This window comes from Mycolicibacterium arenosum, assembly GCF_024320865.1.
Taxonomy (GTDB): domain Bacteria; phylum Actinomycetota; class Actinomycetes; order Mycobacteriales; family Mycobacteriaceae; genus Mycobacterium; species Mycobacterium arenosum.
This window is the reverse complement of record NZ_JANDBD010000006.1, coordinates 1-23,888: the sequence shown is the minus strand read 5'-3', so window position 1 is coordinate 23,888 and position 23,888 is coordinate 1. Positions and strand designations below refer to the sequence as shown.

Annotated in this window: 17 protein-coding genes; 8 read left to right on the top strand and 9 right to left on the bottom strand. The window is 68.5% G+C overall.

Features of this window, described 5'->3' with window-relative positions:
• Window positions 1-337: 337 nt before the first annotated feature.
• Window positions 338-4,636 (top strand): tandem-95 repeat protein, encoded by a 4,299-nt coding sequence (locus NM203_RS15390; protein WP_255060885.1) that lies wholly within the window; start codon window positions 338-340, stop codon window positions 4,634-4,636.
• Here NM203_RS15390 and NM203_RS15385 read toward each other — a convergent pair.
• The 3 genes from NM203_RS15385 to NM203_RS15375 form a co-directional block, all read right to left on the bottom strand.
• Window positions 4,633-5,403: a pseudouridine synthase gene (locus NM203_RS15385; RefSeq protein ID WP_255061226.1), complete on the bottom strand. Its 771-nt coding sequence runs from the start codon at window positions 5,401-5,403 to the stop codon at window positions 4,633-4,635. The genes NM203_RS15390 and NM203_RS15385 overlap by 4 nt on opposite strands.
• 77 nt (window positions 5,404-5,480) lie before the next feature.
• Window positions 5,481-7,256, bottom strand: a complete 1,776-nt coding sequence (gene glpD / locus NM203_RS15380) for a glycerol-3-phosphate dehydrogenase (protein ID WP_255060884.1) — start codon at window positions 7,254-7,256, stop codon at window positions 5,481-5,483.
• A gap of 50 nt (window positions 7,257-7,306) precedes the next feature.
• Entirely contained in the window at window positions 7,307-8,722 is a 1,416-nt protein-coding gene (locus NM203_RS15375) for an NAD(P)H-quinone dehydrogenase (RefSeq protein WP_255060883.1), read from the bottom strand.
• An 82-nt stretch (window positions 8,723-8,804) separates the two neighbouring features.
• Between NM203_RS15375 and NM203_RS15370 the strand changes: the two genes are divergently transcribed.
• Window positions 8,805-9,278: a gamma-glutamylcyclotransferase family protein gene (locus tag NM203_RS15370; protein WP_255060882.1), complete on the top strand. Its 474-nt coding sequence runs from the start codon at window positions 8,805-8,807 to the stop codon at window positions 9,276-9,278.
• 3 nt (window positions 9,279-9,281) lie between these two features.
• On the opposite strand, the gene NM203_RS15365 is transcribed toward NM203_RS15370, so the two are convergent.
• From NM203_RS15365 to NM203_RS15355, 3 genes are read right to left on the bottom strand one after another with little or no spacing between them, the layout of a single operon-like run.
• Window positions 9,282-11,189, bottom strand: coding sequence for a serine/threonine-protein kinase (locus NM203_RS15365; RefSeq protein WP_255060881.1), 1,908 nt, complete (start codon window positions 11,187-11,189; stop codon window positions 9,282-9,284).
• A gap of 4 nt (window positions 11,190-11,193) precedes the next feature.
• Entirely contained in the window at window positions 11,194-12,363 is a 1,170-nt protein-coding gene (locus NM203_RS15360; RefSeq protein ID WP_255060880.1) for an amidohydrolase, read from the bottom strand.
• The gene (locus NM203_RS15355; RefSeq protein WP_255060879.1) at window positions 12,360-13,544 is read right to left on the bottom strand and encodes a M20 family metallopeptidase; all 1,185 of its coding nucleotides are present in this window, start codon (window positions 13,542-13,544) and stop codon (window positions 12,360-12,362) included. Before NM203_RS15355 ends, NM203_RS15360 begins: the two co-directional genes overlap by 4 nt.
• A 56-nt stretch (window positions 13,545-13,600) precedes the next feature.
• Here NM203_RS15355 and NM203_RS15350 point away from each other — a divergent pair, with 56 nt between their 5' ends.
• Window positions 13,601-14,395 carry a purine-nucleoside phosphorylase gene (locus NM203_RS15350; RefSeq protein WP_255060878.1) on the top strand — a complete coding sequence of 265 codons (795 nt, stop codon included), beginning with the start codon at window positions 13,601-13,603 and terminating at the stop codon, window positions 14,393-14,395.
• Here NM203_RS15350 and NM203_RS15345 read toward each other — a convergent pair.
• On the bottom strand, window positions 14,341-15,453 hold the full coding sequence (locus NM203_RS15345; protein ID WP_255060876.1) for an AbrB family protein: 1,113 nt from the start codon (window positions 15,451-15,453) through the stop codon (window positions 14,341-14,343). The genes NM203_RS15350 and NM203_RS15345 overlap by 55 nt on opposite strands.
• A 76-nt stretch (window positions 15,454-15,529) precedes the next feature.
• Between NM203_RS15345 and NM203_RS15340 the strand changes: the two genes are divergently transcribed.
• Both NM203_RS15340 and NM203_RS15335 read left to right on the top strand, forming a co-directional pair.
• Window positions 15,530-15,958 (top strand): MarR family winged helix-turn-helix transcriptional regulator, encoded by a 429-nt coding sequence (locus NM203_RS15340; RefSeq protein ID WP_255060875.1) that lies wholly within the window; start codon window positions 15,530-15,532, stop codon window positions 15,956-15,958.
• A gap of 105 nt (window positions 15,959-16,063) precedes the next feature.
• Window positions 16,064-17,575 carry a phospho-sugar mutase gene (locus tag NM203_RS15335; protein ID WP_255060874.1) on the top strand — a complete coding sequence of 504 codons (1,512 nt, stop codon included), beginning with the start codon at window positions 16,064-16,066 and terminating at the stop codon, window positions 17,573-17,575.
• 69 nt (window positions 17,576-17,644) lie between these two features.
• Here NM203_RS15335 and upp read toward each other — a convergent pair whose 3' ends face one another.
• The gene (gene upp, locus NM203_RS15330) at window positions 17,645-18,268 is read right to left on the bottom strand and encodes a uracil phosphoribosyltransferase (protein WP_255060873.1); all 624 of its coding nucleotides are present in this window, start codon (window positions 18,266-18,268) and stop codon (window positions 17,645-17,647) included.
• 49 nt (window positions 18,269-18,317) lie between these two features.
• On the opposite strand from upp, the gene NM203_RS15325 reads away from it, so the two are divergent.
• The gene (locus tag NM203_RS15325) at window positions 18,318-18,614 is read left to right on the top strand and encodes a hypothetical protein (RefSeq protein WP_255060872.1); all 297 of its coding nucleotides are present in this window, start codon (window positions 18,318-18,320) and stop codon (window positions 18,612-18,614) included.
• 1 nt (window position 18,615) lies between these two features.
• The gene (locus tag NM203_RS15320) at window positions 18,616-19,689 is read left to right on the top strand and encodes a C40 family peptidase (RefSeq protein ID WP_255060871.1); all 1,074 of its coding nucleotides are present in this window, start codon (window positions 18,616-18,618) and stop codon (window positions 19,687-19,689) included.
• Between the two features lie 455 nt (window positions 19,690-20,144).
• Here NM203_RS15320 and NM203_RS15315 read toward each other — a convergent pair whose 3' ends face one another.
• On the bottom strand, window positions 20,145-20,372 hold the full coding sequence (locus NM203_RS15315; protein ID WP_255060870.1) for a hypothetical protein: 228 nt from the start codon (window positions 20,370-20,372) through the stop codon (window positions 20,145-20,147).
• A gap of 235 nt (window positions 20,373-20,607) precedes the next feature.
• Between NM203_RS15315 and NM203_RS15310 the strand changes: the two genes are divergently transcribed.
• A partial coding sequence (locus NM203_RS15310) for an Ig-like domain-containing protein (protein ID WP_255060869.1) occupies window positions 20,608-23,888 on the top strand: 3,281 nt, incomplete at its 3' end.

The window sequence follows — 23,888 nt, the reverse complement described above, 5'->3', positions numbered from 1 at the left end:
ATCGCGGTAACCGATCGGGCACTGACGTAAGACTGAAGATCGTCCGTCGATCACCCGGACCTTCGCGCGTGACAATATTCGCCACTGCGCCACGCCCCTCACGCCAGAATGACCGTTCTTGCGGTGACCAAGCCAGTAGATGCGGCTCTGGAGTTTATTTTTCAGCTTTTTCCCAGCATTGCTCGCCTTCGAGTGATGTTTAGTTCTATAGTTCGCTGAGACCGTCCGGTGGGCTCGGGGCGGTGAGGCAGAACTGGGGGGGCCAACGATGGCTGCTGCACGGAATCATCACATTCGAATCACTCGCAGAACGCAGCGCGGATGCGTTCGGCAGGCGGTGTATCCAACCTTCACCCTGACCGCCGTACCCTTGGCCGCCGACCGTTCGGGATACGCACGCTTCGTCGGTCGAATAGGGGCGCTGGCGGTCGCGCTAGGCGTCGGCGCCGCGGTCGCGACCGGCCACGGCGTGCCGATCGCGCATGCGGACGACACCAATCAGGAGTCTCCGGCAGGCGAGCAGCCCGGCGACGTGCAGCCCGACGACGGCCCCGGCACGGCGCAGACCGAACCCGATTCGGCACCGGTCGTGACCGTCAACGGTGAACCCACCGACGGCAACCCGATGCCGGCTGAGAATCCGGGCGGCAGCGTGGTCCCGGAGATGAACGTCGATTCCTCCGGGGGCTACCTCGAGGGCGAACACGGCGAAGACGACGAAACCCCCACGACGGGCGGGACCACGACGATCGTCGGCTCGATCGGCGAAACCTCCACGCTGACAACACCGCCCGACACTGGCCCGGCTGAGACCCCGGCTGCACCCGCTCCGCCGGCGGAGCCCGCCGCGCCGACTGGCAACACCGCGCCGACCCCCACCACCGAGCAACCGAACAGACCCGTCAAGCCCGAACACAACGATCCGCAGAACGACCTCGGGGAGCTGACCGTCATCAACGACGGCCGTAACACGCCTGCGGACGCCGGGGCGCGACTCACGACCTTCCAACCCGATGCCGCTGCGACTCAAAGCTTCTCGACATTGATCGCGCCACAGCCCAACATCATCGAACCCGAACAGCCCAGCCTCCTTGCGGGACTGCTCACGGTACCGGGGGTGGCTCTGCGGTTGGCGGCCACGGTCGCCATCGGCGTCCTCGCACCCTTCCTCGCGCCGGGGCCCGTGCTGCCACCGCAGCCACCGGTCCTATGGGCGGTCCTGGCGTGGGTGCGACGCGAGATCCAGCGCACGCTCTGGAACCAGACACCGCATGCCGTCGACAACTCGGTCACCACGAGCGAGGACGCAGCGGTCACCATCGATGCGCTGGCCAACGACACCGACTTCGACGAAGACGGCCTCGCGATATCCGACTACACCCAACCCGCCAACGGCAGCGTCGTACTCAATCCCGACGGCACGTTCACCTACACTCCCGACGCGGACTTCAACGGCGTCGACTCGTTCCAGTACGCGGTTGTCGACACCGATTCCCTTCCGCATTTCCACGGGATCCTCCGGGGCCTGTTCAACCTCGGCCACCAGGACGTCGCGACCGTCACGATCACGGTGAACGCGGTGGAGGACAACATCGGGCCACCCGTCGCCGACGACGACGCCGCCACCGTCGCCGAAGGCGGCACCGTCGCCATCGACGTCCTGACCGGCGACACCGACCCCGACGGCAACACCACCCTCGACCCCACCTCGGTGGTCGTGGTGACCCCACCCGCCAACGGCACCGTCACCGTCGACCCCGTCACCGGCGTCATCACCTACACCCACAACGGAACCGAAACCCTCACCGACACCTTCACCTACACCGTCGAGGACACCACCGGCGCACTCTCCAACACCGCCACCGTCACCATCACCGTCACCCCCGTCAACGACGGCGCACCCGTCGCGGACAATGACGCCGTCACAACGGACGAGGACACCCCAGTCGACATCAACGTACTGGGCGACGACTCCGACGCCGAAGGTTCCATTCCCGCCTCAAACGTCAGCGTTGTCGACGGCCCATCTAACGGAACCGCAAGCGTCAACGCGGACGGCACTGTCAAGTACACCCCTGCGGCCGATTACAACGGCCCCGACTCCTTCACCTACACCCTCGACGACGGGGATCCGACCACGGTCGATCCGACTGCCACCGTGAACATCTCCGTCGCCCCCGTCAACGACGCACCGACCGTTGTCACCAGCACGAGCACCGACAACACCACCGGTAAGGTGACGATCACCGTGGTGGTCACCGACCCCGACGTCGGCGACGCGCAAACCATCACGCTCTCGCCGCCGGCGAACGGAACGGGAAGCGTGGGGGCCGTTACCGGGCCCACCTACGACCCGATCGCCCAGACCTACACGTACACAGCGGTTTACACGCCTAGCCCGCAAGCCAGGGTCAATGCGTACAACACCGCCGTTGACCCCGACGTCGACAGCATCACCGTCACCGTATCGGACGGCGTCGCCCCCGATGTGACGACGCCGGTCAGCGTGACGATCAGCCCGCTCGCGGCCGCAAACGGTGGCACGATCGCGACAGGGGGTTACCCCGTCGGCATCGCCATCAGCGCCGACGGAGAACGTGCCTACGTCGCCAACCTGACCGGCACTACCGTCACGGTGATCGACATCGACCCCACCAGTCCGACGTACAACCAGGTGGTCGACACGAACCTCGTCACCCCCGGCGTTCAGAACATCGCGGTCGGTAACGGTCCCGCGTACGCGGCGATCACGCCCGATGGCACGCGGCTCTACGTCACCAACGGAAACAGCGCTTCGGTGTCCGTCGTCGACATCGCGCCGGGCAGCCCCAACCGGTATCGAGCGATCGACACGGACGGCAACGCGGCCAACGGCGTGACGAACATCCCGGTGGGCAACACACCGCGAGAGATCGCGATCAGCCCCGATGGCACCCGCGCGTACGTTGTGAACGCGGGCAGCCACACGGTCTCGGTGATCGACATCGATCCGACCAGCGTCAATTACAACAAGGTGGTAGACGTCGATCCGTCGACTGGCGGCATCGACAACGTTCCGGTGGGAACCGGACCGTACGCAGTCGCGATCACGCCTGATGGAAAGCGCCTGTTCGTCACCAGCATCACCAGCACGACCGTAACGGTCATCAACGTAGACGCCGCGAGTCCCACCCGTTATCAGGTCATCGACGCCAACGGGGCGGCGGCCGGCAACAACATCGCACTCTCACCCAGCGCCAACCCGAACGGCATTGCGATCTCGCCAGACGGAACCCGCGCGTACATCACCAACACGAATCTCGATTCCGTGACCGTGCTCGACATCCAGCCCGGCAGTCCGACTCAGTACCAGATTCTCGACACCAACGGCGCCGCAGCGGGAGTCAACATCCCCGTCGGCGACGCCCCGGTCGGCATCAAGCTCAACGCGGACGGCACCCGCGCGTATCTCGTGAACTCGCTGGGAAGCACGATGACGGTCATCGACATCGCACCCGGCAGCCCCACCCGTTACCAGGTGATCGATACCAACCCGACGACGGCAGGTCTGGACGCGGTGGCGGTAGCCAATCCACTGGCGCTCGCGCTGACTCCCGACGGCACCCGCGCCTACGTCTCGAACACCTCGGCGGGCACCGTGACGGTCATCTACCTCGCCGGTGCCGCAGACGACGGTGTCGCGGCAACGACCCCGATCAGCTACGTCGGCGCCAGTCCATTCGCGGCATTGGCTCACGAGGGTCGCATTTACGTCGCAAACAATGACGACGACACGGTAACCGTTATCGATGCGACGACGAACACCATCGTCGACTCGGACGCGGCGACGAACGGCGTCCAGAACATCACCGTCGGCGCCTCGCCCTACGCCCTGGCCGCCAGTGGATCTCGGGTGTACGTTGCGAACTCAGTCGGGAACTCGGTGACGGTGATCGATACCGACACCAACACCGTGATACACACCATCACCAACGCTGGAGGCATGCCGTCCGGCCTATCGGTTAGCGGCAATCGGCTCTACATCAGTAATTCCGCCGGTACCGTCACGGTCGTCAACACCGACGACTACTCGGTCATCGACACCGATGGCAGCACTCCGGGCGACCAGCCGATCGGTCTCGGCGCGGGCCCGCACATGGTGTTCGACAACGAGGTCGTCGGCAGCCGCCTCTATATCGCCGACTTCGCCGGCTCTGGTGGTAACGGTTCCGTGAAGGTTATCGACACGGTGAGCAACACCGTGATTGACAGCATTCCCTTGGGACAGAATCCGTTTCAGCTGCTGGCCCGCGGTAACCGGCTCTACGTCACCAATATCTCAGGCGACACGGTGACGGTGATCAACACCGACACCAACACCGTCGTCGATACCGTCCCCGTCGGCCAGGAACCGACGTACATGGCGATCCGCGGCAACCGGCTCTACGTCAGCAATTTCGTGGACGACACCGTGACGGTGATCAACACCGACACCAACACCGTCGTCGACACAAACGGATCCCTCCCTGGTGACCAGCCGTTGACTGTCAGCGACGCACCGGCGGCCATGGGGATCGTCGGAGGCACGCTGTACGTCTTCCACTTCCTCAGCGACACGGTTACGGTCATCGACCTCAATACCGTGAGCGTCCTTTAGAACACTCGCCCACTCTCGAACACCCGCTTCACCCCACTCACCGGATCATCGAACTCCAACCGCTGCGCCAACAACTGCAGCGGTGTCGAGAAGTCGTCGGGCGCCACCTCGATGACGTCGGGGTACAGCGGGTCGCCGAGAATGGGCAACCCCAGAGACGCCATGTGCACCCGCAGCTGATGCGTCCGCCCCGTCCGCGGAGCCAGCCGGTAGAGACCGTCGCCGACATACTCCACGTACGTCTCGGCGTTCGGCTCACCTGGCTCCTCATATGCCTGTAACCGACCACGCTGCTTGATGATCCGGCTCTTCACCACACGCGGAAACTCCAGAGCAGACATCGCAGCCCGCGCGAGATACGTCTTGCGCACGCCGCCGCGGGCGAACATCGTCTGATAGGCGCCGCGTACCTCCGGGCGCACCGTGAACAGCAGCACCCCCGCCGTCAGCCGGTCCAGCCGATGCGCGGGCGACAACTCCGGCAGCTCAAGAGATCGCCGTAGCCGCACCAGCGCGGTTTGGGCGACGTGTCCGCCGCGCGGCATCGTCGCCAGGAAGTGCGGCTTGTCGACCACCACGATGTCGTCGTCGCGATACAGCACCGGAACGTCGAACGGGACCTCGACCTCGTCGGGCAGGTCGCGATACAGCCACACGTGGGAGAACGGCGGCAACACGGTCGACGCGGTCACCGCGGTACCGTCAGCGCAGTACACCTCGCCCGCAAGCACTTTGGCGGCAGCTCCCTCGCCGAAGCGCGAGGCCATCTCGACCAGAACCGCGCCCCCGCGCAGACGTACCCGCGTCGGCCCGATGCCCTCGAAGCCAGGCGGCACCGGCAACGTCACTTCAGCGGCACCGGTTCCAGGATCTCGGCCCGCGCCTCGGGGGCGGCGGCACGCAGTGCATCGGCCGACTCGTCGTCGGCCTGAGACTGGCTCATCACCTCGGCCTCGACGCGCGCCAGGTAGGTGTCGACCTCGCGGTCGATGTCGGTGGCGCTCCAACCCAGCACGGGCGCAACGATTTCGGCGACCTCGTGGGCGCAGTCGACCCCGCGGTGCGGGTACTCGATCGAGATGCGCATGCGCCGCGCCAGGATGTCCTCGAGATGCAGGGCGCCTTCGGCCGCTACCGCGTACAGCGCCTCCACCTTCAGGTAGACCGGCGCGTCGGTGATCGGGGTCAGCAGTTCCGGATCGGCTTCGGCCATGTCCAGCACCTCGCCGATCTGAGAACCGTAGCGGTCCAACAGATGTCGGACCCGGTAGGGGTGCAGACCGTAGTGCTTGCCGACGTGCTGGGTCTGATTGACCAACGCGAAGTATCCGTCGGCGCCCATCAGCGGCACCTTCTCGGTGATCGACGGCGCCACCCGCGTCGGCACGAACTCCGCCGCCGCGTCGATGGCGTCCTCACCCATCACGCGGTAGGTGGTGTACTTGCCGCCCGCGATCGCCACCAACCCCGGCGCGGGCACAGCGACGGCGTGCTCGCGCGACAGCTTGGACGTCGACTCGCTCTCCCCCGCCAGCAGCGGGCGCAGACCGGCGTACACCCCGTCGATGTCGTCGTGCGTCAACGGCGTCGCCAGCACCGTGTTCACGGTCTTCAGGATGTAGTCGATGTCGGCCTTCGTCGCCGCCGGGTGCGCGAGGTCGAGGTTCCAGTCGGTGTCGGTGGTGCCGATGATCCAGTGCGTGCCCCACGGGATGACGAACAGCACCGACTTCTCGGTACGCAGGATGATCGCGACCTCGCTGACCACGCGGTCGCGCGGAACCACGATGTGCACGCCCTTGGATGCCCGAACCCGGAACCGCCCGCGCTGCTTGGACAGCGCCTGGATCTCATCGGTCCACACACCCGTCGCGTTGACCACGACGTGGCCCTTCACGTCGGTGACGGCACCGTCCTCGGAGTCGCGCACCCGCACGCCGGTGACCCGGTCGCCCTCGCGCAGCAGTGCGACCACCTGCGTCGAGGTGCGCACCACGGCGCCGTAGTGCGCGGCGGTGCGCGCGACGGTCATGGTGTGCCGGGCGTCGTCGACGACCGTGTCGTAGTACCGGATTCCGCCGATCAGCGAGCTCCGCTTGAGTCCCGGCGCCAGCCGCAGCGCCCCCGCCTTGAACAGATGCTTCTGCGCGGGAACGGATTTCGCGCCGCCAAGCTGGTCGTAGAGGAAGATGCCCGCCGCGACGTAGGGTCGCTCCCACAGTCGTTTCGTCAACGGGAAGAGGAACGGCAGCGGCTTGACCAGATGCGGTGCCAGCGTCGTCAGCGAAAGCTCACGTTCGTGCAGCGCCTCGCGTACCAGGCCGAACTCCAACTGCTCGAGGTACCGCAGCCCGCCGTGGAACATCTTTGACGAGCGGCTCGACGTACCCGACGCGAAATCTCGCGCCTCGACGAGCGCGACCTTCAGCCCGCGCGTCGCCGCGTCCAGGGCCGCCCCCGCGCCGACCACGCCGCCGCCGATCACCACGACGTCGAACTGCTCGCTGCCCAGCCGCTGCCAGGCGGTGGCGCGCTGGTGGGGCCCCAGAAGGGTCTGCCCGTTACCCGGACCGGGGATCGGATCGACCGGGCGGATGGTTCGCTCGCCAGCTTCGCTCACGGTCCTGGGATCTCCTTGTTACTCGTCAGTACGCATCCAGGTTAGCCGCATTACTCCAGATCGTCGTGCGCCATGAGTCTCCGCGCGGCCTCGACGGTCGACCCGGACAGCGACGGATACACCGACAGCGTCTGCGCCAGATCGGTCACCGTCAGGTTGTTCTGCACGGCGAGCGCGATGGGCAGGATCAGTTCCGAGGCGATCGGCGCGACTACGACGCCGCCGATCACCACACCAGTCGCCGGACGGCAGAAGATCTTGACGAAGCCGCGCCGCAGCAACGACATCTTCGCGCGCGCGTTGGTGGTGAGCGGCAGCATCAAGGTGCGGGCCGGTATCTCACCCTTGTCGATCATGGTCTGCGGAACGCCGACCGCCGCGATCTCCGGCCTGGTGAACACCGCGGCGGCCACCGTGCGCAGGCGGATCGGCGTCACACCCTCACCGAGCGCGTGGTACATCGCGATGCGGCCCTGCATCGCGGCGACGGACGCCAGCGGCAGCAGGCCCGTGCAGTCACCCGCGGCGTAGATGCCGGGCGCCGCGGTGCGCGAAACCCGGTCCACCGAAAGGTAATTGCCCGGCCCGAGCTCGATGCCGACCCTCTCCAGCCCCAAGCCCGACGTGTTCGGCACCGAACCGACCGTCATCAGCGCGTGGCTGCCCTCCACGCTGCGACCGTCGGCCATCTTCACCACCACGCCGGTCTCGGTTCGGGTCACCGAGTCGGCGCGGGCGTTCTTGACCAGCGAGACGCCGCGCTCGGCGAAGGCCTCCTCCAGCACAGCGGCGGCGTCGGAGTCCTCGTGCGGCAGGATCTGGTCTCGGCTCGCCACCACCGTCACCTTGACGCCCAGCTCGGTGTAGGCGCTGCAGAACTCCGCGCCCGTGACGCCGGAGCCGACGATGACCAGATGCTCGGGCAACTCGGTGAGATCGTAGAGCTGACGCCAGTTGAGGATGCGCTCCCCGTCCGGTGCGGCGTTGGGCAGCACCCGCGGGCTGGCACCCGTCGCGATCAGCACGACGTCGGCCTTCAGCACACCGATCTTGCCGTCGGCCGTGGTGACCTTCACCCGGTGGTGCGCCATCCCCGGCACGTCGTCGACCAGCTCACCGCGGCCCGCCACCACGGTCACGCCCTCGCGCAGCAGGTTGCTGCCGATGTCCGCGGACTGCGACCTCGCGAGCGTCTTGACCCGGTTGTGAATCTGCTCCAGCGAGATCTTGGCGTCCTCGATCGCGATGTCGAAGCCCAGGCCGTTGGCCCGGCGCAGCTCGGTGCGCACCCCGGTCGACGCGATGAACGTCTTGGACGGCACGCAATCCCACAGCACGCACGCACCGCCTATGCCGTCCGAGTCGACGACGGTGACCTGCGCGACGGCGGGTCCCCTGCCGGCGGCGACGAGAGCCGCCTCGTAACCGGCGGGACCGCCGCCGATGATGACGATGCGCGTAACCACGCCACATAACCTAGTCGCTGGTGACCTACCTAACCCGCCGGTTGGGCGCGCACTCCCCGAGCCACCCCTTAGGCTTGCCCCCGTGCCGATCTACGCCGCCTACGGATCGAACATGCATCCGGAGCAGATGCTGCAGCGTGCACCCCATTCGCCGATGGCGGGCACGGGGTGGCTGTACGGGTGGCGGCTGACCTTCGGAGGCGCCGACATCGGCTGGGAGGGCGCGCTCGCCACGCTCGTCGAGGATCCCGACGAGAAGGTCTTCGTCGTGCTCTACGACATGACCAAGGAGGACGAGGCCAACCTCGACCGCTGGGAGGGCTCCGAGCTCGGCTTCCACAAGAAGATCCGCTGCCGCGTGCACCGGTTGTCGTCGGACACCGACACCGAGCCCGTGCTCGCCTGGCTCTACGTGGTCGACGCCTGGGAGGGTGGCATTCCTTCCGCGCGCTACCTCGGCGTGATGGCCGACGCCGCCGAAATCGCCGGTGCACCAGCCGAATACGTCCACGATCTGCGCACCAGGCCCGCGGGCAACGTCGGCCCCGGCGCGTAGCGGCTACTCGGCTTCGAGCCTGATCAACGATTCGAGCTTGTCGACGACGTAGACGCTGCCGTCGTCACCGACCGCGATGTTGTATGGGGACTCCAGATTCTCGAACGGCAACTCGTCCCATTCGCCGGTGGCCACTGTCAGGCGCGTCACGGACCCTGCGAGGCCGTCGACCACGTACAGGTTGCCCGCCCTGTCGCAGGCGATGTTGGTGGCGGGCGGTCCGCCCTCGACGGCGGTGGCCTCCTCGGCTCCCGCAGCGACGCGCACGATGCCGGTCTGCTGCATGACGTAGAGGTTCCCGGCGGGGTCGGCCGCCATGGCGCCCGGCCGCGACAGACCCTCCACGCGCATCTCGACGGATTCACTGGCGCCGTCCTCGAGCATCAGAATGCGGTCGTTGATCGTGTCCGTGACGTACACGGTGCCGTCGCCGTCGACCGCCATCCCGCCGGGTTGCTTCATCGTCTCGAACGGCAGCGTCGTCCCCCTGTTCGCGCCCGGCGCGATGACCCTGACGGTTCCGTCCAGGTTCAGCATGTACAGCATGTCGTCGTACACGGACATCGCGGTCGGCGACGTGTCGTCGGCCAGGCGCACGGCCGTCGGCGTCGTGGCGCGTTCGGGCAACTCGAAGTACGCCAGGATGCTGCCGACGTAGACGGTGTTGTCCGGACCGACCGCGACGTTCATCAACGTTCCGTAGTCGAACGGCAGCGTCGTCTGCCTCCCCGACTGCAGCGGCACCGACGGCCCCGCCTGGCCGGTGCGAGGGCTGTCGACGCGCCGGTCGTCGTCGTCCGACGACCCCGAGGTGGCGACCACGATGACGGCCACCACCACCGCGATAACGGCGATCAGCACGACCACGAGGGCCGCGGCCCTGCTCTGCCACCACGGCGGACGCGGCGGCCGCATCGGGTAGTACGGCACGTGCGGTGCCGCGGGCCCGCGCTGCGGAACCCGCGGCGGCAGGTGGTCGGTGCGCTGCGCATCGAGGCGCGGCTGAATGGGAGCGGGCCGGGTCGGCGGGGCCGGGGGCAGCGGCGCCGGCCGCAGTGTCTCCGTCGATTCGGGGACAGGCGCGCGCAGCGCCGCCCGCGCGGCGTCGGCCAGTTCGATCGTGCTCTGGTAGCGCCGATCCGGGTCCTTCGCCATGCCGCGGGCGATCACCGCGTCCAAAGCCGGTGTCACACCCCGCCTTTCACGTGACGGCTGCGGAGGCGGATCGTTGACGTGAGCCGAGCTCTTCTTCTTGAGATCGCCGGGGAACGGCACGCGCCCGGTGAGCGCTTCGAACAGCACGCACGTCAGCGCATACACATCCGAGCGCACGTCGGCCACCCCCGAGGTGAACTGCTCGGGCGCCATGTAGGAGACGGTGCCCATCGTCATGCCGCTGGCGGTGAGCGTCTCCTCCTCCGAGGCGCGCACGATGCCGAAGTCGATGAGATACGCGAAGTCGGTGTCGGTCACCAGGATGTTCGACGGCTTCACGTCGCGGTGCACCAGCCCGGCGCGGTGCGCGGCGTGCAGGGCCTCGGCGACCTGCCCGACGAGCGTGACGGCGCGCTTCTGCTCGATGCCGAAGTGGTGGGTCCGGCGCAGGATCTGGCCGAGGTCCTCTCCCTCGATGAGCCGCATGTCCACGTACAGCTGCCCGTCGATCTCGCCGTAGTGGTGGATCGGCACGACGTGCGGCTCGCTCAGCCGGGCCGCCGCGTGCGCCTCCCGGCGGAAGCGCTCCTTGAACTTCGCGTCGAGCGCGAGCTGCGGCGGCAGGACCTTCACCGCCACGACGCGGTCGGTCTCGGTGTCGTAGGCGCGGAAGACCTGACCCATCCCGCCCTTGCCCAGCGGGGCGATCAGGCGATAGCGGCCGAACGGCGCGCCCTCCTCGCTCAGGTCCGCCATCGGCTCAGTATCCGGCGGCCTGCTCGACGATGTTGACCAGCACGCGCACGCCGACGGCGAGGGCCCGCTCGTCGAGGTCGAAGGTGGGCTGATGGAGATCGAGTTGCGGGCCGCGGCCGGACCAGACGCCAAGCCTGGCCATGGCACCGGGCACCTCCTCGAGGTACCAGGAGAAGTCCTCGCCGCCACCGGACTGATGGGTGTCGGCGAGGACGTCCTCGCCGACCGACTCGATGGCGTGGGTGAGGATCCGCGTGGCGGTCTCGTCGTTCACCACCGGCGGCACCCCGCGGCGGTAGTGCACGCTGAACTCCACGTTCAGCGGGGCCAGCAGTGCCGCGACGATCTCGCCGACCAGGTCCTCCATGGCCACCCAGGCCTCCCGGCTGGCGGTGCGGATGGTGCCCGCCAGCGTGCCGGTCTGCGGGATCGCGTTGGCCGCGACGCCGGCGTTGACCGCGCCCCACACCATCACCGTGCCGTTGCGCGGGTCGACACGACGCGACAGCACCCCCGGCACCCCGGTGATCAGCGTGCCGAGCGCGTACACCAGGTCGCCCGTCAGATGCGGCCGCGAGGTGTGACCGCCCGGCGAGAGCACGGTGATCTCGACCTGGTCGGCCGCCGACGTGATCGGGCCGGGTTTGGTGGCGACCCTGCCGACCGCCAGCCGCGGATCGCAGTGCAGGGCGAAGATGCTCGACACGCCGGTCAGCGCCCCCGCGGTGACCGCGTCGATCGCGCCGCCGGGCATCAGTTCCTCGGCGGGCTGGAAGATCAGCCGCACACCGACGGGCAGTTCGGGCACCGAGGCGAGCGCCAGGGCCGCGCCCAGCAGCACCGCGGTGTGGCCGTCGTGTCCGCACGCGTGCGCCACACCGGGCACCGTCGACGCGTACGGCGCGCCGGTGCGCTCGGGCATCGGCAGCGCGTCCATGTCGGCGCGCAGCGCGACCATCGGGCCGTGCTCGGGCCCGATGTCACACGTCAGGCCCGTTCCGCCGGGAAGCACCTTGGGGTTGAGGCCGGCGTCGGCGAGGTGGGCCGCGACGAACTGGGTGGTGGCGAACTCCTGTCGCCCGAGTTCGGGGTGGGCGTGGATGTGCCGGCGCCAGGCGATCAGGTCGTCGTGGTGCGCGGTGAGCCACGCCTCGGTGTGCTCCTGCAGGCTCATGACGCCGCCCTTCGCGCGTGCAGTTCGAGCACGCGATCTCGCTCGGCGGGCGTCTCGGCAAGGCCGACGACGGTGCGCGCCAACATGATCGCGCCTTCGATGACCGCGGTGTCCGCGCTGGGCCCGGCCGCCGCCGCGGCGAACCCCGGCTGGTGCACCGACGAGCCGTCGGCGTCGATGCCGACGATCGGGTGGATGCCGGGCATCACCTGGGTGACGTTGCCCATGTCGGTACTGCCCAGCGGGAGGAGCGCCTCGACGTCGGTACCGACCGGCGTGCGACCCATGCGGACCATCTCGCTGCGGAACGTCTCGGCCAGCCAGGTGTCCGGCGTGAGTTCGTGGTACGCCGGTTCGGTCTCGCTGACGTCGTGATCGCACCCCGTCGCGATGGCGCCGGCGAGGAAGCAGTCGGCCATCCTGCTCTCGAGCGTGCGCAGCGACCCGGCGTCGTTGGCGCGCATCGTGTACTCCATCTGCGCCCGACGGGGGATCACGTTGGTGGCCTGGCCGCCCTCGGTGACGATGCCATGGGCCATGTGACCGGGTTCCATCTGCTGGCGCAGCAGACCGATCGCCACCTGCGCGACGGTGATCGCGTCGGCGGCGTTGAGGCCGAGATACGGTGCGACGGCGGCGTGCGCCTCGCGTCCGGTGTAGGTGACGGCGACCTGGGACAGCGCCAGCGAGCGGGCGCGGGCGATGTCCAGCGGACCCGCGTGCAGCATGACCGTCGCGGCGATGTCGTCGAAGACACCGGCGTCCAGCATGAGCACTTTGCCGCCGCCCGCCTCCTCGGCCGGGGTCCCGAGCAGCACCACCGTCAGGTCGAGGGCGTCGGCCACCTCCGCTAGCGCGAGTGCGGTGCCGACAGCCGACGCGGCGATGATGTTGTGGCCGCAGGCGTGGCCGATGCCGGGCAGCGCGTCGTACTCCGCGCACACGCCGACGACCAGAGCGCCGCTGCCGAAGCTGGCGCGGAAGGCGGTGTCGAGGCCCGCTGGGGCGTCGGTGACCGCGAAGCCGCGTTCGGCGACGAGGGCCTTGGTCTTGGCGCAGCTGCGGTGCTCGTCGAACGCGAGCTCCGGCTCGGCGTGAATCGAATGCGACAGCTCGATCAGCTCGGAACGCCTGCGGGCCACCGCGTCCTCAACGATCGCCGATGCGGTTGCTGAAGCCATTGAGGCAGTATCTCACCGCGGGTGGACGGGGCGCGCGCGCCGTACGCTCGCTCACTGTGACTGATCCGCAGGCTCTCGCAGCGCAGGCCGCCACGGAACTCCTCGCCCGCACCGGCGTGGATCGGTTCGACGTCGCCGTGGTGCTCGGGTCCGGGTGGGCCCCCGCCGCCGAACAGCTGGGTGAGCCGTCGGCGGTGGTGCCGATGGCCGACCTGCCGGGGTTCACCCCGCCGACCGCGGCCGGGCACGGTGGCCAGGTGCTGGCACTGACGGTCGGCGGCCGCCAGGTGCTGGTGCTCATCGGCCGGATCCACGCCTACGAGGGGCACGACCTGCGCCATGTGGTGCACCCGGTGCGGACGGCCTGCGCGGCGGGCACGTCGACGGTGGTCCTGACGAACGCCGCGGGCGGACTGCGCGAGGACTTCACGGTCGGACAGCCCGTGCTCATCTCCGATCATCTGAACCTGACCGCGCGTTCGCCGCTCGTCGGCGCGCAGTTCGTCGACCTGGTCGACGCGTACTCGCCGCGCTTGCGGGCGCTGGCCCGCGAGGTGGACCCCTCGCTGGCGGAAGGGGTGTACGCGGGGCTGCCCGGTCCGCACTACGAGACGCCCGCGGAGATCAGGATGCTGCGCACGCTCGGTGCCGATCTGGTCGGCATGTCGACGGTGCACGAGACGATCGCGGCGCGCGCGGCGGGCGCGGACGTGCTCGGGGTGTCGATGGTGACCAATCTGGCGGCGGGGATGACCGGCGAGCCGTTGAGCCACGCCGAGGTGCTGGAGGCCGGCCGTCAGTCGGCGACGCGGATGGGCTCCCTGCTGGTCGAGGTGCTCTGCAGGCTCTGAGCCCGCCTGCGTCCGACGCACTGGCTGAGCGCGGCGAAACCGCGTGCCATCAGCGGAGCCACGAACAGCATCAGCAGAACCCGGACCACCTGCGCGGCGACGATGAACGTGACGTTCGAGCCGGTTTCGACGGCGGTCGCGAGCACGGCGTAGATGCCGCCGGGGCTGGTGGCCAGGTATCCCTCCAGGGGCGTGAGCCCGGCGGACTCGGCCAGCAGGATGCCGAGGCCGGCGCAGGCCACGTTGAGCACCACGATCAACCCGAGCGCGGCGGGCAGCGCACGGCCGATCGCCTTGATGGATTCGCGGGTGAACGCCACCCCGGCCTGCCAGCCGATGACGGCATAGCCGAGTTGGACGAGCATCAGCGGGACGGCGAGTCCGAAGCCGAAGCCGGTCAGTTCGAGGGTGATCGTCAGCGCCATCGGGCCGAGCAGCCCCGCGCCGGGCAGTCGAATAAGCCTGCCGACTCCCGCGCCGATCACCACCAGCACGACGAGGATGGCGACGCTGAGATACCAAGGCGCCGTTGGCCCTTCGGTGGGCATCGCGGTGTTTCCGGTCTTCTCCGCGTGGTAGATCAGCGTCACCACGACGGGCATCGACGCGGTGATCACCGCGACGCGCAGGTACTGCACGACGGCGACCACCCGATCGTCGCCGCCGAGTTCACGGGCGATCGCGACGAGACCCGAGGCGCCCCCGGCCACCAGCGCCAGCGAACCGGTGAGCGGGCTGACGTCGCGTTGCAGCCCGAGCAACGCGCCGGCGATGACGCTGAGCAGCAGCGTAGCCACGGCGACGCCGAGCACGATCGGCCAGTCACCACCGAGTGCGGCGAGCGCGTCGCTGTGGACCATCGTGCCGATGTAGACACCGAGCACACCCTGGGCGGCGAGACCCGCCCTGCGGGGAACGGTCCTCGGCGCCCACGTCAGCAGCGCCAGTGCGATGCCGACGAGCAGGGCCGCGAAGAGGGCGGCCGATGGTACGCCGAGCAGTTCCAGTGGCACGGTCACCGCGACCGTCGTCACCGCTAACAGGAGCCACTTCCACACAATGACAAGTATGCGCTTGCTAATTGGATTCTTCAAACTGATGTTAAGCCGATGATTACCAAGGTATAACTTGGTAATGCGTTCGAACACCGCCAATGCGACCGAACTGCGGGAGGCGATCATGGCCCTGACCCGCCAACTTCGTCGGCACCGCTCCGACAACGGCCTGACGCTCAGCCAGCAGCAGCTGCTCGGCGAAGTCGGCCGGGCCGGCGTCACCACTCCCGCCGAGCTCGCGGTGCGCATGCACGTGCGCGTGCAGTCGCTGACCGACGGCATCAACCACCTCGAGGCGCGGGGGCTGGTGGCCCGCCGGACCGACCCCGACGACCGCAGGCGCCAGCTGATCGAGAGCACGCCCGCGGGCACGGCGCTCCTGGAGGCCGACCGCGCCGAACGCGACGAGTGGCTGAACACCGCGATGCGCGACACGCTCACCGATCTGGAATTCGACCTGCTGATGCTCGTCGCGCCCGTGCTGCGAAAGTTGGCCGACGGCGAGTAAACGCGCGTGCATACCCCCGCCGAACGTTGGTTACCGCCACGCCGGATCGCGATTTCGCGTGGCGGTAACCAACGTTCGCCGGGGAGGGGCACGCACAATGGGCGCATGACGGAAGCCCCATTGACGTTCGGAACGGCGGGCCTGCGCGGCCCCATGCGCGAGGGGCCCGGCGGGATGAACGTCGACACCGTGACCCGCGCGACGTGGGCGGTGGCGAAGGTCCTCAAGGACCGCTGTCTGGGCGGCTCGACGGTCGTCGTCGGCCGAGATGCGCGACACCACTCCGACGACTTCGCCCTCGCCGCCGCGGAAGTGCTTGCCGCCGAGGGCTTCACGGTACTGCTGTTCCCGGATCCGGTGCCGACGCCGGTCGTCGCCTACGCGGTACGGCATCGCGGCGCGGCGGCCGGAGTGCAGATCACCGCGTCACACAACCCGCCACAGGACAACGGCTACAAGGTCTACCTCGACGGCGGCTTGCAGATCGTGCCGCCCACCGACGGTGAGATCGAAGCGGCGATGGCGCAGGCGCCGGACGACATCGCCCGAGAACGGGTCGACGCGTGCGGCCTCGAACTCGTCGAGGGGTACCGGACGCGGGCGGCCTCGTTGCGGCACACCGACGACGGCGTCCGAGTGGCGCTGACCCCGATGCACGGGGTCGGCGGCGAGACCGCGGTGCTGACGCTGGCCGAAGCCGGCGTGACCGACGTCCACGTCGTCACCGAGCAGTTCTCCCCCGACCCCGACTTCCCCACCGTCGAGTTTCCCAACCCCGAGGAGCCCGGCGCCACCGACCTGCTGCTGTCACTGGCGGCGTACGCCGACGCCGAGATCGCCATCGCACTCGACCCCGACGCCGATCGCTGCGCCGTCGGCATCCCGACCCCCGACGGTTGGCGGATGTTGAGTGGCGACGAAACCGGTTGGCTGTTAGGCGATTACGTGCTGTCGCAGCTCGACTCCGACATCGCGGCGAGCACCGTCGTCGCGAGCACCGTCGTGTCGTCGCGGATGCTGGCGAGCATCGCCGCGGCACACGGGGCCACCCACGTGGAGACGCTGACCGGTTTCAAGTGGCTGGCTCGCGCCGACGCCGGCCGACCGGGCAGCACGCTGGTCTACGCCTACGAGGAGGCCATCGGCCACTGCGTCGACCCGTCCGCCGTTCGCGATAAGGACGGCATCAGCGCGGCGGTGCTGGCATGCGACCTGGTGGTCGCGCTGCGGGCGGCGGACCGCTCGGTCTACGACGCGCTGAACGATCTGGCCCGCGTGCACGGCGTCCACGACACGACGGCGCTGTCGATCCCCGCCGACACCACCACCATGCGGCGAGTGCGCGACGCGCCGCCGACCCGACTGGCGGGGTTCGACGTCACCGTCGACGACCTCGCCGAGCGACGCGGGCAGTCGCGCACCGACGCGTTGGTGTTCTCCGGCGGCGGCGACGGGGCGACCGTCAGAGTGGTCGTCCGGCCGTCGGGAACCGAGCCGAAGCTCAAGTCCTACTTCGAGGTTCGGCTCGCCCCCGGCGACGATCTCGCGGCCGACCGCGAGCGGGCCGACGCTCTGCTCGGCGACCTCGTCACGGATTTTCGGACGGTGCTGGGCTGACCTCGTCGGCGGCGATGGTGATGCCGATCCACCTGGCCGCGTTGCGGATTCGCTCGAACACGGCCCCTGCTATCTGGGCCCGAACTGCCGATCACCGGCGTCGCCGAGACCCGGCACGATGTAGGCCACGTCGTTGAGCCCGTCGTCGATGGTCGCCGTGACGAGGCGGGCGTCCGGCGCGACGCGCTCGATCGCGGCGATGCCCTCCGGCGCGCACACCACGCACACGGCGGTGATGTCGGTCGCGTTTCGCGCGAGGAGCAGTTTCAGCGTGTGCGCCATCGATCCGCCGGTGGCCAGCATCGGGTCGAGCACCATCACCGGCTGACCGCTCAGATCCTCTGGCAGCGACTCCAGGTACTGCATCGGCTGCGCCGTCTCCTCGTCGCGGGCGATGCCGACGAAGCCTACGTGCGCCTCGGGGATCAGCGCGTGGGCCTGGTCGACCATGCCGAGGCCGGCGCGCAGCACCGGAACCAGCAGCGGCGGTGCGGCCAGCCTGACGCCCTCGGTCTCGGCGAGCGGGGTGCGCACCGTGATCGTCACGCGGGCGGCGTCCCGGGTGGCCTCGTAGACCAGCATCAGCGTGAGGTCGCGCAGCGCGGCGCGGAAGGCCGCGTTGTCCGTTCGCTCATCCCGCAGGGCGGTCAGTCTCGCCGCGGCCAGGGGGTGGTCGACTACGCGCACATCCATGCGCGCAAACCTAACGGAACCGATGCGTCCCGGCCTGCGTCCTAAGTACATGCTCGCTGACACGCCCTCGATTCGTGCCTTCGGTGACGCGCAGGCCGGCCATGCGGCAGCGCTCGACGCCGTGCGGGTGATCCTGGCGTCCGCGCAACCGACGCCCGACGCGCTGGGTCCCGCGGGCGCCGGCTTCACCCGCGCGCTCGGTACCGCAGTGCGTCTGCACGCCGAACGGGTGGCCCGGCTGAGCGGGATCGCCTCCGACAGGGGTGCGACGGCGCACGCCAACGCCGCCGCCTACATCGCCGCCGACGCTCGGAACCGCCGATCGATCACCGAAGTCGAGGCCTAGGGTGCCGAGCGCGTTAACGGCGGCGCTCAGCGCGCGGATTCGCGAGATCGCCGACACGGTGGGACCGGGCTGGCCGGCGGGCGAGGGACCGATCGCGGTTCTCGACGACGCGGGAGCCCGGTTGGCGGACCTGTCGGCACAAACGACCGCGGCGTGGCGCGCGACGAAGTCGACGTGGTCGGGCCAGGCGGCGGACCGGGCCGGTGCCGTGACGGCCCAGACCGTCGCCGCGATCGACGACCTCGCCGCCGATCTCGACCGGATGCGCACGGCGACAGTGCGGGCCGGCGAGGCCGTCGCGCAGGCGCGCGCCCGGCTGGAGGCCATCGCCGCCGAGTTCGAGCAGCGGGCCGCGGCGTTGGAGGCAGCACTCGATGAACCCGAGGCGGAACGCGCGGTGGCGGCCGAGGGGCGCAGGGCAATCGACGAGGCGAACGCGGTGGTCGACGAGCTGAAGGCCGAACTCGACGGGCAGGCCGCTGCGGTGCAGTCGCCCGCGGTCACGATTCCGCAGTCGTCCGCGCCGGGCGGGTTCAGCCCGCCCGCGATGCCCGGCGTCGGGTCGGGTTCGGGTGGCGGCGGCACGCCGATGCAGGCGGGGTGGTCCGGCCTCGGCGACGGTGTGTTCGGCGAAGCGGTCGGACGCGGAGGTGCCACGCCCGAGGCGGGCGACTTCGGCAGCGGCGTCTCCGTCGCGCTGCCCGACGGCACCACGTCGACCGCGCCGAACGCCGTCGCCGCGAGCGCCGTCCGCCACGCGCTCACCCAACTCGGCGTCCCGTACGACTGGGGTGGCACCACGCCGGGCGTGGGCCTCGACTGCAGCGGACTGACGCAGTGGGCGTATCACCAAGCGGGACTGGACCTTCCGCGGCTGGCCCAGGAACAGGACGTGGGCACTGCGATCAGTCAGGGGTCACTGCGGCCGGGCGACCTCGCGGTATGGGACGGCCACGTCGCGATGGTCGTGGGTAACGGGATGATGATCGAAGCGGGTGATCCGGTGCAGCTGTCGCCGATCCGCACCACGAACGCGGGCCAGGGTTTCCAGGGGTTCTGGCGGCCGACGGCATGAGCAGAAGGTGTGACCGCAGCAATTTCTCGACCCGGCCGTCAATTAGTCCGCCGTGGTCGCGGACGGTCAGTTATGCTCCGCGTGTTTGATGTTGCTGCCACAGCCTCGCATGCCGTCTACCAGATTATTTGATCTTGTTCTGCGTTGCCGTGACGACACGAACACGTTCGCCACGACAGGAGCAGCACGATGGGATACGCCCAGCACATAGGTCGGGTCGGCGCCTTGGCAGTCGCCTTGGGCGTGGGGGCTGCGGTCGCCACGGGACAGGGCATGGGACTCGCTCTAGCCGACGAGCCAGACTCCGCCGGTTCGTCGGCGGCGGACACTGCACCCACGGGCTCGTCCACACCTGAGCCGGCGACGCCGCAGGCACCCTCGCCCGGCCCGACATCCCCTGGCACCGTCAACGGCACGTCGCCGTACCAAAAGGTGACGACGCCCCCAACCATGGACTACTCCAGCTCAGGCGCATCGGACACCTCGACCAACGACGAGGGCCAGCACACCGACGTCACGGCGCCGCCGATCCCCGAGATGTCCGCCCCGGCCGAGCACGAGCCGCTGCCCGTGCTGACGACGCCGGCCACGACACCAGGTACGCCACAGAGCCCGTCGACCCCCGTGGAGACGCCGCCCGCTGTCCAGCCGCCGCCCGCCCACGCGACCACCGAGTCAGCCAAGTCAGCCGACCGGCATGAGGACGATTCTGAACACGAACGTGCAACGCCATCAACGACTTTCGATAATTCATTAGCTGCCGTCTCCGCGCCGTCGCCGACTGAAGTGCAGGACGACCGCGCCGCTGACTTGCGATCGTTTGCCGCGGGAGCCACCTCACTTCATCTCCAGAGTCTGGTTTCACCTCCGGTTGATCCCATCGCAGGCCTCCTCGCGCAGCCATCGGGACCGGTGGACGTGATATTCGGTCTGCCCGGCGTCGCGGTGAAGGTGGTCACAACAGTCGTCGCCACGCTGCTGTCCCCGTTCCTGGCGCCCGGCCCCGCCGGCCCAGCGCAGCCACCGGTGGTGCTGTTCGCGGTGCTGGACTGGGTTCGGCGCGAGATCTCGCGCACCTTCTTCAACAACTCACCCCACGCGGTTGTCGACGCGGTCACCACGTCCGAAGACGTGTCCACGACGATCCGGGTGCTAGCCAACGATTCCGACGCCGACACCGGTGACATCGTGACCGTCACCGGTGTCACCCAACCGGGCAACGGCACCGCACTGCTCAACTCCGACGGCACGTTGACCTACACCCCTGCACCCAACTTCTCGGGCGTCGACAGTTTTGAATACACCATCTCCGACGCGGCCAGTCCCTGGCACGTTCACGGACTCGCCGGCTTCTTCACCGGCGGTGGGCACACTGACACCATCACCGTGAACGTCGTCGTCACACCGATCAACGACCCGCCGGTGGCAGTCGACGACACCGCATCGACTTCCGAGGAACATGCGTCCGTCGGCAATGTTCTGGTCAACGACACCGACGTCGACACCCCGGCCAGCGGTCTGTCAGCCGTGCTTGCCACGGGCCCTGCCAACGGCACTGCCACCATCGGCCCCACCGGGGCCTACGTCTATACACCGAACGCCGATTTCACCGGGACGGATTCGTTCACCTACGTGGTCTCCGATGGCGCCCTCAGTGACACCGGGAAAGTGACGGTCACCGTCACCCCGATCAACGACCCACCGATCGCCGTCAACGACACCATCAGCGTCGACGAAGATTCCATCGCCAACCCAATCAACGTGCTAGCCAACGACACCGACCCCGACACCGGCGACACCAGAACCGTCGACCAGATCACCCAGGGCGCCCACGGCACCGTCCTCAAAAGCGGCAACTCCGTGCTCTACACGCCCAACGCCAACTTCAACGGCACCGACACCTTCACCTACACGGTCAGCGACCGAGACGGCGCTACCGCCACCGCAACGGTGACGATCACCGTCACCCCGATCAACGACCCACCGATCGCCGTCAACGACACCATCAGCGTCGACGAAGATTCCATCGCCAACCCAATCAACGTGCTAGCCAACGACACCGACCCCGACACCGGCGACACCAGAACCGTCGACCAGATCACCCAGGGCGCCCACGGCACCGTCCTCAAAAGCGGCAACTCCGTGCTCTACACGCCCAACGCCAACTTCAACGGCACCGACACCTTCACCTACACCATCAGCGACCGAGACGGCGCTACCGCCACCGCAACGGTGACGATCACCGTCACCCCGATCAACGACACCCCCACGGCCAACCCCGACACCATCACCACCGACGAAGACACCCCGGTGCTGATCGACGCGCTGCGCAACGACACCGACCCCGACGGCGACACCCTCGATCGCAACCTGGTCACCGCGCCCACCAACGGCACCCTCACCGAGATCAACGACGGACCCGACGCCGGTGCGTGGACCTACACCCCCAACCCCGGCTTCCACGGCACCGACACCTTCACCTACACCGCCACCGACGGCGTGGGTGTGAGCACCACTGCGACCGTCACCATCAACGTCACACCCGTCAACGACGCTCCGGTGGCCAACCCCGACGAATACTCCACACTCGAAGACACCCCACTCACCGTCTCAATCCCCAACGGCGTCACCGGAAACGACAGCTACCCCGACGACGACACCGCCCTCACAACCACCGTCGTCGACCCCCCAGTCCACGGCACCCTGAACCTCAACACCAACGGCACCTTCACCTACACCCCCGCCACCAACTTCAACGGCACCGACACCTTCACCTACACCATCAGCGACCGAGACGGCGCTACCGCCACCGCAACGGTGACGATCACCGTCACCCCGATCAACGACACCCCCACGGCCAACCCCGACACCATCACCACCGACGAAGACACCCCGGTGCTGATCGACGCGCTGCGCAACGACACCGACCCCGACGGCGACACCCTCGATCGCAACCTGGTCACCGCGCCCACCAACGGCACCCTCACCGAGATCAACGACGGACCCGACGCCGGTGCGTGGACCTACACCCCCAACCCCGACTTCCACGGCACCGACACCTTCACCTACACCGCCACCGACGGCGTGGGTGTGAGCACCACTGCGACCGTCACCATCAACGTCACACCCGTCAACGACGCTCCGGTGGCCAACCCCGACGAATACTCCACACTCGAAGACACCCCACTCACCGTCTCAATCCCCAACGGCGTCACCGGAAACGACAGCGACCCCGACGACGACACCGCCCTCACAACCACCGTCGTCGACCCCCCAGTCCACGGCACCCTGAACCTCAACACCAACGGCACCTTCACCTACACCCCCGCCACCAACTTCAACGGCACCGACACCTTCACCTACCGCGTCACCGACGGCGCTTTCGACAGCAACCCCACCACCGTCACCATCACCGTCACCGCCGTCAACGACATCCCCGTCGCCAACCCCGACACCTATATGGCAACGGAGGACACCGCTACTTCGCTCAATGTGACGAGCAACGACGTCGACGGGGACGGCGACTTGCTATTCATCGCCACAGTGAGCGAACCTGCCCACGGCACGTTGACACAGCAGATCGGGTCTCTCACCTACACGCCGGACGCCCAGTTCAACGGCACCGATTCGTTCACCTACACCGTCACTGACGGCTTCGGGTTCAGCAACACCGCGACGGTCACCATCAACGTCACACCGGTCAACGACGCTCCGGTGGCCAACCCCGACGAATACTCGACATTGGCAGGCACCCCGCTCACCGTCTCAATCCCCAACGGCGTCACCGGAAACGACAGCGACCCCGACGACGACACCGCCCTCACAGCCACCGTCGTCGATCCCCCAGTCCACGGCACCCTGAACCTCAACACCAACGGCACCTTCACCTACACCCCCGCCACCAACTTCAACGGCACCGACACCTTCACCTACCGCGTCACCGACGGCGCACTCGACAGCAACCCCACCACCGTCACCGTGACGGTGATCAGTCCGATCATCGCGGCCGACGACTCCTACACCGTGCTGATGGACACCTCGACGGTGTTGTTCCCGACGCCCACCGCCAACGACAGCACCTACCCCGGCACCCGGCTGGACCTCGGCGCGATCACCGTCGTCACCGCACCCACCCACGGCATGATCACCCAAACCGGTGACACCGTGACCTACCGGCCGTTCAACGGCTACCGCGGCAC